The sequence below is a fragment of the Lipingzhangella halophila genome, from assembly GCF_014203805.1.
GTDB lineage: Bacteria > Actinomycetota > Actinomycetes > Streptosporangiales > Streptosporangiaceae > Lipingzhangella > Lipingzhangella halophila.
Map to the genome: position 1 here is coordinate 2,294,239 of NZ_JACHJT010000001.1, position 13,321 is coordinate 2,307,559.

The 13,321-nt window shown below is 67.3% G+C and carries 13 protein-coding genes; 6 read left to right on the plus strand and 7 right to left on the minus strand.

The features are described 5' to 3' along the window. Positions 1 to 23 precede the first annotated feature (23 nt). The 4 genes from F4561_RS10300 to F4561_RS10315 form a co-directional block, all read right to left on the minus strand. The gene (locus tag F4561_RS10300; RefSeq protein WP_184577250.1) at positions 24 to 1,658 is read right to left on the minus strand and encodes a CotH kinase family protein; all 1,635 of its coding nucleotides are present in this window, start codon (positions 1,656 to 1,658) and stop codon (positions 24 to 26) included. Next, positions 1,658 to 2,344: a DUF4956 domain-containing protein gene (locus F4561_RS10305; protein ID WP_184577253.1), complete on the minus strand. Its 687-nt coding sequence runs from the start codon at positions 2,342 to 2,344 to the stop codon at positions 1,658 to 1,660. Before F4561_RS10305 ends, F4561_RS10300 begins: the two co-directional genes overlap by 1 nt. A 64-nt stretch (positions 2,345 to 2,408) precedes the next feature. Beyond that, positions 2,409 to 3,302 (minus strand): polyphosphate polymerase domain-containing protein, encoded by an 894-nt coding sequence (locus tag F4561_RS10310; RefSeq protein ID WP_184577256.1) that lies wholly within the window; start codon positions 3,300 to 3,302, stop codon positions 2,409 to 2,411. Positions 3,303 to 4,048: 746 nt separating this feature from the next. After that, positions 4,049 to 4,624 carry a CGNR zinc finger domain-containing protein gene (locus tag F4561_RS10315; RefSeq protein WP_184577259.1) on the minus strand — a complete coding sequence of 192 codons (576 nt, stop codon included), beginning with the start codon at positions 4,622 to 4,624 and terminating at the stop codon, positions 4,049 to 4,051. A gap of 102 nt (positions 4,625 to 4,726) precedes the next feature. Here F4561_RS10315 and F4561_RS10320 point away from each other — a divergent pair, with 102 nt between their 5' ends. From F4561_RS10320 to F4561_RS10330, 3 genes are all read left to right on the plus strand, one after another. Beyond that, a complete protein-coding gene (locus F4561_RS10320) occupies positions 4,727 to 5,899 on the plus strand; it encodes an epoxide hydrolase family protein (protein ID WP_184577262.1) in 1,173 nt (390 codons plus the stop codon). A 277-nt stretch (positions 5,900 to 6,176) separates the two neighbouring features. Beyond that, the gene (locus F4561_RS10325; RefSeq protein WP_184577265.1) at positions 6,177 to 6,605 is read left to right on the plus strand and encodes a hypothetical protein; all 429 of its coding nucleotides are present in this window, start codon (positions 6,177 to 6,179) and stop codon (positions 6,603 to 6,605) included. A 40-nt stretch (positions 6,606 to 6,645) separates the two neighbouring features. Beyond that, positions 6,646 to 7,224 (plus strand): NUDIX domain-containing protein, encoded by a 579-nt coding sequence (locus F4561_RS10330; RefSeq protein ID WP_184577268.1) that lies wholly within the window; start codon positions 6,646 to 6,648, stop codon positions 7,222 to 7,224. 139 nt (positions 7,225 to 7,363) lie between these two features. Here the strand turns inward: F4561_RS10330 and F4561_RS10335 are convergent, their stop codons facing one another. After that, positions 7,364 to 8,224, minus strand: a complete 861-nt coding sequence (locus F4561_RS10335; RefSeq protein WP_184577271.1) for an SDR family NAD(P)-dependent oxidoreductase — start codon at positions 8,222 to 8,224, stop codon at positions 7,364 to 7,366. A gap of 312 nt (positions 8,225 to 8,536) precedes the next feature. Between F4561_RS10335 and F4561_RS10340 the strand changes: the two genes are divergently transcribed. Further along, on the plus strand, positions 8,537 to 9,412 hold the full coding sequence (locus tag F4561_RS10340) for a helix-turn-helix transcriptional regulator (protein ID WP_184577274.1): 876 nt from the start codon (positions 8,537 to 8,539) through the stop codon (positions 9,410 to 9,412). Between the two features lie 226 nt (positions 9,413 to 9,638). On the opposite strand, the gene F4561_RS33670 is transcribed toward F4561_RS10340, so the two are convergent. Then, entirely contained in the window at positions 9,639 to 11,654 is a 2,016-nt protein-coding gene (locus F4561_RS33670) for a DUF6596 domain-containing protein (protein ID WP_184577277.1), read from the minus strand. After that, positions 11,651 to 11,974 carry a YciI family protein gene (locus tag F4561_RS10350; RefSeq protein WP_184577280.1) on the minus strand — a complete coding sequence of 108 codons (324 nt, stop codon included), beginning with the start codon at positions 11,972 to 11,974 and terminating at the stop codon, positions 11,651 to 11,653. The genes F4561_RS33670 and F4561_RS10350 overlap by 4 nt, the downstream gene beginning before the upstream one ends. 141 nt (positions 11,975 to 12,115) lie before the next feature. Here F4561_RS10350 and F4561_RS10355 point away from each other — a divergent pair, with 141 nt between their 5' ends. After that, entirely contained in the window at positions 12,116 to 12,736 is a 621-nt protein-coding gene (locus F4561_RS10355) for a DUF998 domain-containing protein (protein ID WP_184577283.1), read from the plus strand. Positions 12,737 to 12,768: 32 nt separating this feature from the next. Beyond that, positions 12,769 to 13,143, plus strand: a complete 375-nt coding sequence (locus F4561_RS10360) for a DUF1801 domain-containing protein (RefSeq protein WP_184577285.1) — start codon at positions 12,769 to 12,771, stop codon at positions 13,141 to 13,143. The last annotated feature ends 178 nt before the right edge of the window (positions 13,144 to 13,321 follow it).

The following is a 13,321-nucleotide window of genomic DNA, read 5'->3' on the forward strand; positions in this document are numbered from 1 at the left end:
CCGGCGCGGTATCGACGCGGCATCTACGCGGTGTCGTTCTGCGCCTGCGGGGACTGGGCCTGCCCGTCTTGCCCGTTTTGCGGGGTTTGCTGGTCCGTCTGGCCTTGCGGGTCCTCGGGCGGTGTCGCGGCGATCCCCTCGACCTGCTCGGCGAGCTGCTGCTGCGCCTGGGCGGCACCGTCGTCGCCCGTCGCCTGCGCGCGCGAGGCAGCTTGCTCCAGCCGGGACGCGGCCTTGCCGCTTTCGACGAGGTCGGCGTACATGTCGGCGTAGGCCTGCTCGTAGAGCTTCGCGAAGTCCTCGTTCGCCATGAACCGGTCGGCCAGCGCGCTGCTGCCACCCATGCCGCCTCGGCCGCCTTCCTGTCCGCCCTCGCCGCCTTCGGGGCCCTGCCCGCCTTGGGGCGTCTCACCGTTCCCGGGCATCTGCATGCCTTCCGGCGGTTCCGGCATGTCTTCGGGCGCTTGGCCGCCCTGGGGCATCTGCCCGTCGCCCATCATTTCGCCCATCCCGCCGAACGAGAGGTTCAGATCCCACGACAGGACGGTGAAGCGCTCCTGCCCCGTGTCGTACCACAGGTAGTAGTTGTTGCCGGGCCCGTCCATGGCGTCGCTGTTGGACATCAAATCCTGCAGCGCCAGGTAGCGGGCGAAGGAGTCCACGTCCAGGTGCTTGTCCAGGTCGGCGGCGAACTCCTCGTCGCTCGCCTGGTCAACGAACTCCAGCAGCGACATCACCGGCTGCAGGTCGTAGGCGCCCTCGCCGTTGATCTGGTTGAAGGCCTCCTCGTAGTCGGTGGGATCGTCGCCCAGGTACTCGAAGGAGCCGCCGGCACGTCCCTTGTAGAGAACGCCCTCGCCGTAGGACGCGGCCCAGGCCGCGTCGGGGGAATCCAGCACCAGGCGCGGTGTCTCCTCGCCGCCGTTGATGGTGAAGGAGGTGAACCCGTAGTCCTGCGTGGTCTGGCCGTCGGCCGCGGTGAGGTCCAGGGCGAGGGCCTCGTTGAGGGCGGTGTCTGAGGTCGCGGTGGCCGGACGCAGCGTGATCTCCGTGTGTCCCTGGTAGGCGCGCCCCTCCTGGAACTCCTCGAAGCTGATGAGCCAGGGGAGTTTCTCCGGCTCGTCCTCGGAGAGGCTGACCGCGCCCGGGCCGCCGCCCTGCTGCCCCTGCCCCTCCTGGGCCGCCTGGCCCTGCTGGTCCTGGTTCTGCTGCCCCCGTTGCGGCATCCCTCCGCCGTCGTCGCGCAGGCTCATCAAGGTGGAGTTGCCCTTCAGCCGCAGGCCCACGTCGTCGAGCATGGTGCCGTCGATGGTGATGTCGGCGCTGATGAACTCCTTCTCGCCCTCGTCGCGGAAGGTCGCCATCATGTCCTCGTACTCGGCCTGGTTGTAGGTGACCTCGATGCTGTGCCCGCCGCCGTCGAACAGGTCGCCCTCGCCCGCGATGTTGTTCGTGACGGTGTCGGCGGTGGCGAGCTGGGAGGTGATGTAGGGCCGCACCCGCGCGTCGCCGAACACCAGCACCAGGGCCAGCAGCGCGGCGCCGGCGACCGCCGCCGTCTTCCAGTAGTGCCGGATCCGCACGGGGATGCGGTGGCGCAGGCGCGGGCGCATGCGCCGTGCCGCGTCGGGTCGCTCGTGGTCGTTGGTTCCGGTCATCACATGTCCGTCTGGTCGTATCCGGTCAGCACCGTGGCCTTCTGGCCGGCGTTGAGGTCGCGCAGCCGCTCGATGACCTCGCCCGGCTTGACGCCCTTCTTCATCCGCGCGGAGTAGGCCAGCTCCAGCAGGCTTCCGCCGCGCACCGACTCGGTGCTGATCAGCTCGAACTCGTCGGTGGTGGAGATCAGCACGTCCTCGATCGCGCCGCTGTAGTCGCCATCGTCGGCGGGCACCTGGACCTTGACGACCTGGCGCTGCACGTTCAGCGCGAACCAGTTGAACCGGTGCATGAGCAGGATGACGGCGCAGATGACGGCGGTGGCGATGATCGCGAGGGTGTAGAAGCGGGTGCCGCAGGCCATGCCCACGCCCATCACCAGGAATATGAACCCGACGTCGCGGGTCTCCTTGATGGCGTTGCGGAAGCGCACCACCGACAGCGCGCCCACGAGGGCGAACGCGCGGGCGATGTTGGAACCCACCACGAGCATGATCAGAGAGATCAGCATGCCCAGGATGATCAGGGTGTGCACGTAGCTCTGGCTGTAGGAGATGTTGCGGTGGCTGGCCCGGTAGGTCCAGGCCACCACCACGCTGGTGGCGAACGCCAGGGTCAGGGAGAGGACCACGTCCAGCACGCTGAAGGTGCCGGACAGGTCGGTAATGCCGAAGTCGAGGTCCATGGCTGGTAGCGGTGCCTTCTCAGATTCAGAGAGTCGGTATCGGAATACGAGGAGCGGTCGGTGCTCACATCTGCCAGGTCTGCGGGGCGGCGTGCGGCCGCGACTCGGCGACCGGGTCCTCCGCGGGTACGTGGAAGACCGAGCGGGGCGCCTTGCCGAACGCCTCGACGCTCTGGCAGTACTTGGAGATGCGCTGCACCTGCAGGCCGTGCCGGGCGGCCATGTCGGTGACCCAGTAGGGGGCGCGCTCGTTGGCCTTGACCTCCATGACCGCGAACCGCGGGCTGATGATGTAGCGGCTCTCGGTCTCCGAGCGCACGTCGAAGTCGCGGTCGCGGCCGCGCACCCGGTGGTCCAGGGTCACGCGCAGGCCCAGGTCGGAGCCGGTGCCGGCGTAGGGTTCGCGCCGGTAGCCGGTCATGGCGCTGGGACGCAGGTCCAACCGGTGCAGCAGGTCGAGGACCTCGTCGACGAAAGGTTGCGCGGTGGGGTGCTCCACCCGTTCGCGCCTGTCGCACAGGGCGCGGGCGTCGCCGTAGGGCAGCAGCACGCGGCGCTTCTGCGTCACCCGGTTGACGCGCTGCTTGATCTCGACCGACACTGTTGTGTCCTCGCCGCCGGTACCCACCTCGCCGTAGCGGCGGATGCGCAGCTTGCGGCGGAACTTCAGGCCCTCGATCTTCTCCCAGTAGAACCGCAGCCGCTGTGTGTCGTAGTAGAGGCTCCACACGCCGTATCCGTTCGCGCCGGCGTTGCTGTCGGACTCCATGCGCGCGGCGATCTCGGCGCGGATGTCGCCGACCTGCTCGACGGGGACCAGGTACTTCAGTTCGTAGCGGTTGAAGGCGCGCAGCCTGCTCGGTGCCCGGAAACGGTGACCCGCCTCGGCGGTGCCCGAGGCGTCCTCGCCTCGCGGGTCCGTCCGGCTTCCGTTCCTGCTCGGTCGGAGTGTCGTCATACGGCCTTCCTCCGTCATCGGTGACATGCAGGGAACAAAAACCGACAAACCGATGAATAAGCGCAGAACTTTCTGGGAAAATCCTGGGAGTTGTGGTGAATGTCCAGGTCATGCTGCAGACATGGGGCCGAGTAAGAATTTGGGAAGCCCTCGATACACCCGTTCTTAGCTTGGTGTTTAACGTGCTTGCTTCTTCCCGCTCTTCTTCTTTGTGTTCGTTTTCGGCTGTTTTCCAACTTGTTGTGTGCGGGCGCGGTTCCGGTTCTTCGAACCGGGTGGGCGCCCGGGTCCGGGGCGGGAGAGTTTCGGTGCACACGGCACAGGAGCTGTCTTCGTGCGCAGGTAGCGAAATCCTCGCCTCACCCGGGCAGGAGTGAGCCTGCGCGGTGGCGTGGGCCGCTCCCATGGGCGACGCGGCTCCACCGCCAGCGGCCGAGCTAGACGTAGCTGGGTGTGGGCGGCGATCACCAGCCATTCCCAGCGATCAGCCGCAGCCGGATCGCGCAGCTTTGGCGCGGTCCAGCCCAGCGTAGGAAGAACTTCCATCCTGGAAGACCCCAACGCCTACCCGCCAACACCCCCGACTGCGAAGAGCCGAGGAACGTCGCCGATCAGTAAACGTAGACGTACTGATTGAGGACGTTGATCGAAAGCGACGGATGGCTCTTAGTGGTGCCGTTGGGGTGCGCCCAACGCGACAGATGTGTCGCGGGCGTGGGGCCCACTTGGATGTACCGAGGTAACGATCACTCCGCTGATCTGGGGTTTTTGCGCTGGTTGGCATTGAAGCGCGCCTTCTTCTGACGATTCCCGCACGTGTTCATGTCACACCATTTGCGGGTGCGACTTTGGCTGGTGTCGAAGAAGGCGGCTTGGCAGGTCGGCGATGCGCACAAGGCCAATCTTCCGTCTCGTTCGCCTGCGATGATGCTGATCGCGTCGGCGGCGATCACGCTGAGGGCATCTTCCACGCAGGAAGCCGCGCTGAGCCGCCATCGCCGCTTACCCTCGGGCGTCAGGACAGCCGCGGCCCGCCCCTGAGCGCTGCGGTCATTGATGACTTGGACAGCAGGCGCGGGGAGAGCGTCCTGGATCGCGGCCGCTGTCGCGGCGGCGTGAATCGACTCCCTCAGTTCCCGAGCGCGGTCGAGCTGGGCGGTGGTGCAGGAATCCACGGCGAGGCCGTTCACCGCCAGCCAGTCGACGAGTCGCCGCGGCGTGGGAATGCGCTCCACAGCGTCGCCATGACGCTCCGTCAGAGTCGCCGTGAAGCTGGTCGCTAGCACATTACCGAGGCGAAAGTCAGGAAACCCAGCACGCATGGAACCACCTTAGCTGGTTGCACGCTGGCATGACGACATGCTAGAACCACCTTAGCCGGTTCACGAAGGTCGTAGCCGGTTCCACGATGGCCAGGAGGTCTCATGCCCCGTCCAACCAGCGACGTGCAAGCATTCGAAGCCCACGCAACTGACGCTGACCTCGACGATCTGCGCGCGCGACTGGCCGCCGCGCGGCTACCGGAGACTGAGACGGTCTATCGCGCCGCGCCCGACCCCCGCCGATGGGAACAGGGCGTTCCTCTCGCCGACCTCGTCGATGTCGTGAACTACTGGCGCACCGGGTACAACTGGCGGTCGTTCGAAGCGCGCCTTAACCGGATCGGCCAGTTCCGCACGACCATTGATGATCTGGGAATCCACTTCCTGCACCGCCGATCCGCGCGCGCAGACGCCACTCCTCTGATCTTGACGCACGGCTGGCCAGACAGCATTGCTCGGTTCATCGATGTAGTAGACGAACTGGCAGATCCGAAAGATGCAGACGCGCCGGCGTTCCACGTCGTGGTCCCGTCGCTACCAGGCTTCGGTTACAGCGAAAAGCCGGCCACCACCGGGTGGGGAACCGAAAAGATCGCGGCCGCGTGGGTGGAACTGATGGGAAGGCTCGGCTACAGCACGTTCGCGGCCCACGGCGGCGACTGGGGAGGTAATATCACCACGGTCCTCGGCGGCAGGTTCCCGGCGCACGTTCTCGGAATCCACACAACGTTCGCGGAGGCACCACCCGGATTGACGACGGACGGGCTGACGGCGGCCGAGCGCAAGTGGACCGAGGAAACCCGCGATTTCTGGCGCCACCACGCGGCGTACGCGAAGCAGCAGGCGACCCGACCGCAGACCATCGGCTACTCGCTCGTCGACTCACCGGTCGGGCTTCTTTCCTGGGTCCTTGACAAGTTCGCCGAGTGGTCAGACACCGAAGATAGCCCGTTCGAGACGATTTCCACAGACAGCGTTCTTGACAACGTCACCCTGTATTGGCTGACGCGGACCGGCGCATCGGCGGCCCGCATTTACTACGAAAGCCACAACTCGCTGGACCCCGAACTTCGGGTCGACGTCCCATCAGCACTCACTATGTATCCCCGCGACGTCGAGAAATGTCCGCGCGCCTGGGCACAGGAGCGGTACCGACAGATCGTCCGATGGGGGTCGCCCGAAATCGGAGGACATTTCCCGTCGCTGGAGGTTCCCGAGTATTTCGCCAAAGATCTACAAGAGGGCCTCGCGGCAGTGCTGGCCGCTAATCGGTGAACGCGGCCCGGCGACCCGGCACTCGATCACCGCCTGGTCCGGCTCAAGGCGTTGCCCGACGGCTTCCAGACCGGGTTCATCGAGACGGCAGCACGTGGTCAGACAGGGCGCGGCGAAGATAGCGTGGAGCATGTCGAGGTCTTTCGGATGGTAGACATCGACGCCTACCCGCCAACACCCCCGACCACCCCCTCAACTGCGAAGAGCCCGTAGGGCGCAGCAGATCCCCAGCATGGTGTACACGCATATCGGCCACCCCCCGAGTGGCTCATGCCAGGTGGGCCAGTTCGGATCCGATGTCCTCGGCGCGGGGGTCGTGGACGGAGCGCAACAGGTCGAGGGCGGCGCCGAGGCGGGTGCGCGCCTGGTCGGTCTCGCCGAGCACGCGGAAGCGCTACGGCACCTGGGAGATCTTGCGGCGGCAGCGGAGCACGCGGCCGAAGCGGTGCGCACCGCCGGGCAGGCGCATCTGCGTGGCCAGGTCCACCGCTGCGCCGGGCTGGTTCTCGTCCGCGTCCAGCGAAGCCGGGCCGATGAGGCCTTGGAGCCTGCGCACCTCACGCTGGAGCGTTTTCGCGGCATCGAGTCGGGACGGCTGCACGACCGGGGCCGTTCGGTGCGCTCGGCCCTGACGTCGCGCAGCAGCACCCCGGAGATAGGTGAGTTCGCCGATCGCGCTGATGCGGAACTCAACCTCGCCGTGTGATCTCCTGGCGAGCGACGCCGCCACGACTGGGAGCCGCTGCATGCGCTGGATCGTCCATTCCGAGGAGCCTCTTTACACTGATCGCTGGCTGGACATCCGGGTCGCCGATGTGGAGATCACGGGAGGTCGGCATCTGCAGCACCGGGTGGTCCGCTCGGCTCCCGGCGCGGGCGCCGTGGTCATGGACCGCCGTGAGCGGGTGCTGCTGGAGTGGCGGCACAGGTTCATCACCGACACCTGGGCCTATGAGATCCCGATCGGCGGGATCCACGAGGGGGAGGAGCCCGCAGCGGCTGCGGCTCGTGAGGTCGAGGAGGAAACCGGATGGCGTCCGGGGCCGCTGAGCCCGCTGCTGTACACCCAGCCAAGCCCGGGAATCAGCGACTCCGAGCACCATGTCTTCCTCGCCGAAACCGCCACGCTCATCGGAAACCCGGCAGAGGACTGGGAGGTCGAACGGATCGAGTGGGCGCCCCTGGCCTCCATCCCGCACCTGGTCGCCCGCCGCGAGATCGTGTCGGGTACTTCGTTGAACGCGCTGCTCTACCTCTACGCCACCCGCAGCCCCGCCGCCGGGGTCGAAGGAACGAACAGTGCCCGGCAGCCGCATGCGCAATAGGGCCTCAGAGGGTCATTGGGCTTCCCCTTGAGCTTCGCACCTCCGGTAAGGCGTATGTGGTGTCCCGGTCGTTCGACGCATGCGGCCGGAACAGCGTTGCCGAGGGCTGCCATGCAACCCTCGGCAACGCTTCTCGTGTTCAGGCTGCGGCGATGTCGGTCGTCATCGCGAGGTCGCGGGACGCCGAGATGTCGGCCGTCAAGCCCTGGACGCGGCCCTCAGCGAGGCCCAGCGAGTCCGAGCCGAGCAGCTGGTGCAGCGGGGCGGTGCCGGTGGTCGCCACGGTGATGATCGCCGTGGCGGCCACCGCAGGGTCGCCGAGCTGGGTGCCGGGGATCTGCTCGAGGTGCTGCCGCACCATCTCGCGGATGGCGGGGTAGGCGTCGTTGGTCGACTCCGGCAGACCGATCGACACGGGCCGCAGGAAGTCCGTGCGCATGTAGCCGGGCTCGACGAGGTTGACCTTGATGCCGTGCTCGGCGACCTCGGCCGCAAGGGACTCCGTCAGCGCCTCGAGCGCGAACTTGCCCGAGCCGTACAGACCCCAGCCCGGGAAGGAGAGCAGACCCAGGATGGATGACACGTTGATGATGTGGCCGCTGCGGTTCTCGCGGAATCCCGGTAGCACCGAGCGAAGCACGTTCCAGACGCCGAAGATCTGCACATCGAACATCGCGCGCGCGTCAGCGTCCGAGACCTCTTCGACAGCGGCGAGGTACCCGTAGCCCGCGTTGTTCACGACGACGTCGAGGGTGCCGAAGAGCTCCTTGGTGCTGGCGATGGCTTGCGAGACCCGGGGCTCGTCGGTGAGGTCGACGGTCAGAGCGTGCAGGCGCGAGGTGTCGGTGCCCTCCAGTGCGAGCGTCAGCCTCTCGGCCGAGCGGCTGGTCGCCGCGACGTTGTCGCCACGGTCGAGCAGCCGCTTGACGAGTTCGAGACCGAGGCCACGCGAGGCACCGGTCACGAACCACGTGGCTGGGCGGTCAGTAGGATAAGTCATGGTCGTTCTCTCCTTGACGTCGATGCCGACACGACCTGCCGACACACCAAGCTTTCCGGCCCCGTACACCTCCAGACTCCGCATAAGACGTCCAATCCGTCCTGGGAGTCGGAAGACCAGGACCCGCGGTCCTATGCCGAAATTCCAAAGCAGTGCTTGGCGGGAGTCAGGAATCCCGTCGCACAGTTCTCTGGGCGCCCGGCTACGCCGATGCGGGTCAATCGGCCTTGCCTAACCAAGGACGAGCAGCCTAGGACTGAGCGGTCCACCCATGCAGGCCCGCGGGACGTCGTCGCGGGCCACAATGGAGGCATGCCCGAGAAGAACACGGAGCTGGCCGACTTCCTGCGTCGAACACGAAGCCAATGCGATGCGTCTCGCGCCGGCCTGCCCACGGACGGTCGGGTGCGCCGGGTGCCTGGCTTGCGCCGCGAAGAGGTCGCATTCCTGGCCGGAGTGTCAACCGACTACTATGCGCGCCTCGAGCAGGGGCGGCGAATCAAGCCGTCACCATCAGTCGTGGATGCCATCGGGCGCGCTCTCGGTATGGATCAGGCGGGTCGTGCGCACCTCGCTGATCTGCTCGGGCCGAGCACAGCGACACCGTCGGTGCGCTCGCGCCCGGTGCAGCGTGTCCGCCCCGGACTGCACCAGCTGATCGAATCGATGGACGGGGTGCCCGTGCTGGTGCTCGGACGGCGAGCCGACGTGCTCGCACAGAACCGCATGTCGAAGGCACTCTTCACCGACTTCGAGCGGTTCCCCGCCTTGCAGCGCAACTACGCGAGGTGGATGCTCCTCGACGACGAAGCACGATCGCTCTTCGTCGACTGGGAGGAACAAGCCCGCTCCTGCGTCGAGAACCTCCGTTTGGAAGCTGGCAACGACCCGGCCGACCGCGCGACGACCGAACTGATCGCCGAACTGCGCGAGCGCAGTCTCGGGTTCAGCCAGTGGTGGGAGGAGCACAGGGTTTATCAACGCACGCATGGCTCCAAGCGTTTGCGGCACCCATTGGTCGGAGACCTCACTGTCGAGTACGAGACCCTCAGCCTGCCAGGAGACGCGGACACGACTCTGTTCGTCTATTCGACCGAACCTCACTCGCCATCGCAGCGGACATTGAGCGTTCTGGCCAGCTGGTCCTTGACCAGCGACAGCGCACCGCAGTCCGCGCCGAACCTGTAGCGGGCTGCGGGGCGAGATGGCCACTGGCGGATCTCCCCAAGGTTCCAGTGCCCGATCCTGGCCACCACAACCGAACCGTTCCGGGTTCGGTGGAGGGCTGGAGCCCTGGAAAGAGGGTCCCCAACAAGTACCCGGGCGAGTTGCGCGCGCGCCGGTCCTGCTCGGGTTCACCTTCAACGAGGGCCGCCACACCCATCGCACCTGGCTGGCCGACGACGGCATCCCCTCACGGGCGACAGCAAGCTGTTGGTCTTGCGGACTGCGGCCGATGCCCATCCGGTGGATCGGCTGGTGTGGGTCGTCCGGGGCGGAGTTGGCGGAGTGTGTAGCCGCGCCCGGCGGGATCCAGCGCCCGGGTCGCCTGCTTGAACAGGTACTCCGCCCGCTCGTACGACAACCGGCCACGTCCGGTGTCCGGGCACAGATCCGCCGGTGCGGGCATCCTAGCCGGGCCCGGGCGGCGGTCGGCCAGGAACAGTGGCCCACGGGTGCGCCCGGCCAGTAGCTCGGGAAGCAGTCGGGCTGTGCCGGATCGCCAGCTCACCCACCTGCCGCGCGCCCGGGCGCGGCGGTCCTCCAGGTCGAGTTCCTCAACGTTCAGCGCCAGGACGACCCGTACTCCGGCCTCCGACTCGTGCAGCAGTCGCCACAGGGTCCGCTCGCGCACGGGAACGTCGAAGCCCCACAGGCGATCGAGGTACTCGGCACCGATCGCCGGAACCCGCCGACGCGCCTCGGCTCGCCGTGGCAGCCCGGCCGCCAGATCCGCCAGCGACCCCCACTCGCTGAACGACCGGATCGCCGATCGGTGCCGGTTCCAGGTCTTCGCCGCCGCGTCGCCCCACGACATGTCGAACACACCCATCACATCCTCGGCCGTCAGCGACTCGACGGACCGCCGGTCACCCAATGCCAGACACAGGCGCCGCAGCGTCTGCCCGTACGATCGCAGCGTCGCGGCGTCGAGGTCCTCCCGCACCAGGAAATCCGCGACCGCCTGCCCGAGCGTCACGACGGGCGTGGTCGCCTCGAGTTTGCTGGCGCGGCGGAGCAGGAACTCGCGCTCGGCCGCGTTCTCCGTCAGCGCCGCAGCGCGCCCGAACTCGACGCACGCCTCTTCATGTCGTCCCAGCCGGGTGAGCAGGTCACCCCGCACCCTGGGCAGCAGGTGGTAGTCCCGCAACGTGCGGTCGGCCATCAGCTCGTCGACCAGCGCGAGCCCCATTTCCGGTCCTCGTGCCATACCGACCGCAAACGCGCGGTTGAGTCGCACGACAGGTGTCGGCCGCTGCTGGACCAGCGTGTCGTACAGCATTGCGATCTGTCCCCAGTCGGTGTCCTCGGCAGTGCGGGCCTGCGCGTGGCACACAGCGATCGCGGCCTGCAGCAGATAGGGACCCGGCGGGCCGCCGATGTCGCGCGCCCGCAGCATTGCCGTGAACCCGCGCCGGATGAGCAACGGGTCCCAGCGTCCCCGGTTCTGCTCATGGAGCTGGACCGGTTCCCGCGACGGGCCCGTCCGTGCGGCCGACCGCGACGCCTGGATCTCCATCAGTGCGACCAGCCCGTGTACCTCGGCCTCGCCCGGCGCCAGCTCGGCCAGCAGACGGCCGAGACGTAGCGCTTCCTGGCACAGCCCGGGCCGCATCAGATCGTCCCCGGCGGTCGCCGAGTAGCCCTCGTTGAATATCAGGTACACAACCTCGAGCACCGACGACAACCGCCCCTCCAGGGACACGCCGTCCGGCAGCTCGAACACGACCCCCTCCCGCGCCAGTGCCTCCTTGGCCGCGGCGATGCGCCAGCCGATCCGCTGCTCGGTGGTGAGAAAGGCGCGCCCGATCTCCGCCGTGGTCAGCCCGCCGACGAGTCGGAGCGTCAGCGCGACCCGCTGCGCGGTGTGCAACACGGGGTGGCAGGACAGGAACATCAGCCGCAGGACGTCGTCGTGCTCGACGCCCTGCGGCTGCTCCAGCTCGCGGGCGAGCTGCTCGTGCTTGCGCTCTAGCCGCTCGGACCGCCGCAGATGCTCGATCGCGCGCCGTTTGGCCGTGGTCATCAGCCAGCCGCCCGGATTGTCCGGCACCCCCGACTCCGGCCACTGCTCCAGCGCGGCGACGAGCGCGTCCTGGGTCAGCTCCTCGGCAAGTCCTACGTCGTGCACCATCCGCGTGATACTGCCGATGATGGCCGCCGACTCGAGCTTCCAGATCGCGTCGACCGTGCGGTGGACGTCGATCACGGCCCAAAGACCTGCTGGACGGTGCTCTCACCGTCCCCAACGATCCTGCGGAACCGGCGGGCCAACTCGATCGCCTCCTCCTCGGAACGCACCTCGACCAGCGCGAAGCCAGCCGCCGCCTCCTTGGCCTCGGTGAACGGCCCGTCGGTCACCGTGATCTCGTCGCCGGAGGAGGTCACGCGGATGCCCTTGGGATTCAGCCCACCGGTGGCCAGCAGGACACCGGCCGCGGTCATCTCCTCGATGAACTTGCCCATCTCGGCGTAGAGATCCTCGTCGGGGGCTTGGTCGTTGTCCTTGGACATCATCAGATAGCGCATCGGCTTGCCCTTTTCTCTGTGGCGGCGTTTTTGCCTGTCACCCCGACGTCGACCAGCTTATTCGACAGGGAACGCCCCCATTCCCTGTCACATTGGCCCGTCGACGTCGGGGCGAGAACCAATACGAGGAAGGCACTCGACATGGCCACAACAATCCAACGACTCACCGCATCGCAGCGGCTGACCTGCCTGGTCGCCGCGGCACCACTGTGGGTCGCCGTCTCCCTGGCGCAGGCCTCCATGCGCGACGGCTTCGACCTGACCCGCCACCCCCTCAGCGCGCTCAGCAACGGCTCTCTCGGCTGGCTGCAGATCGCCAACTTCCTCGTCGCCGGAGTCTTGACCGTCATCGGCGCCACTGGCCTCCGCCATGCCATGACCAGCAGATGGGCACCGCGGCTCGTGCTCCTCAACGGCATCGGCATGATCGCCGCCGGAATTTTCCCGATGGACCCAGCCGACGGGTTTCCCGCCGGGACACCGGCCGGGATGCCGCAGACGATGTCGTGGCATAGCTACGCGCACCTCGCCGCCGGCAGCATCGCGTTCATCTCGCTCATCGCCGCCTGCTACGTTCTCGGCCGCCACTTCGCCCGCACCGGCGACCGCCGCGCCGCCGCGGTCTCGTGCATCGCAGGAACCGCACTCCTGCTCGGCGACACCTGGGCGATAATCGGCGGCCCGGCCGGTTCGCTGACCCTCGCCGTCGGCGCCATCACCGCGATGCTCTGGATCGCAGTCGTCGCCGCCCGCCTCCGCTGAAACCATACCCCGCAGGGAAAGGAACCACTGTCATGGCCAAGTTCGCCATCGTTCAGGCTTACATCGACTCCCTCCCCGAGTACCAGCACGAGATCGCCGACAATCTCCTCCCACTCATCGAGACCGCCCTGCCCGGCGCCGGTGCGATCTGGTACGGCCACCCTGTGTGGAGCCTTGGTCCCACACCCGGCAAGCGGCCGGTCTGTCTTATCAAGGCCTACCCCGGCCACGTGACTTTCGGCTTCTGGCGGGGCCAGGAAATCACCGACCCATCCGGCTGCCTGTCCCCGGGAACCCGCGGAATGGCGAGCGTGAAGCTCCGCACCCTGGACGATCTGGACGCCGGATTGTTCACCACGTGGCTCCAGCAGGCCAGGAAAGTCGAAGAAGCCGGGACAAATCAATGACCGCCCACCGGAAACGGCCAGGTCCACTAGGAACCTGGAACTCAGCCAACGCACTTGTGGGTTCCCGCTCTACCCGTCCTGCCGCGGGCCGCTGATCTCGTGCGCAGCTATGTGTCGACTCAGTCGGGTACGCGCAGCCGAGCTATCAGGCGGACGGGCGGGCCCGGTACGCGCACGT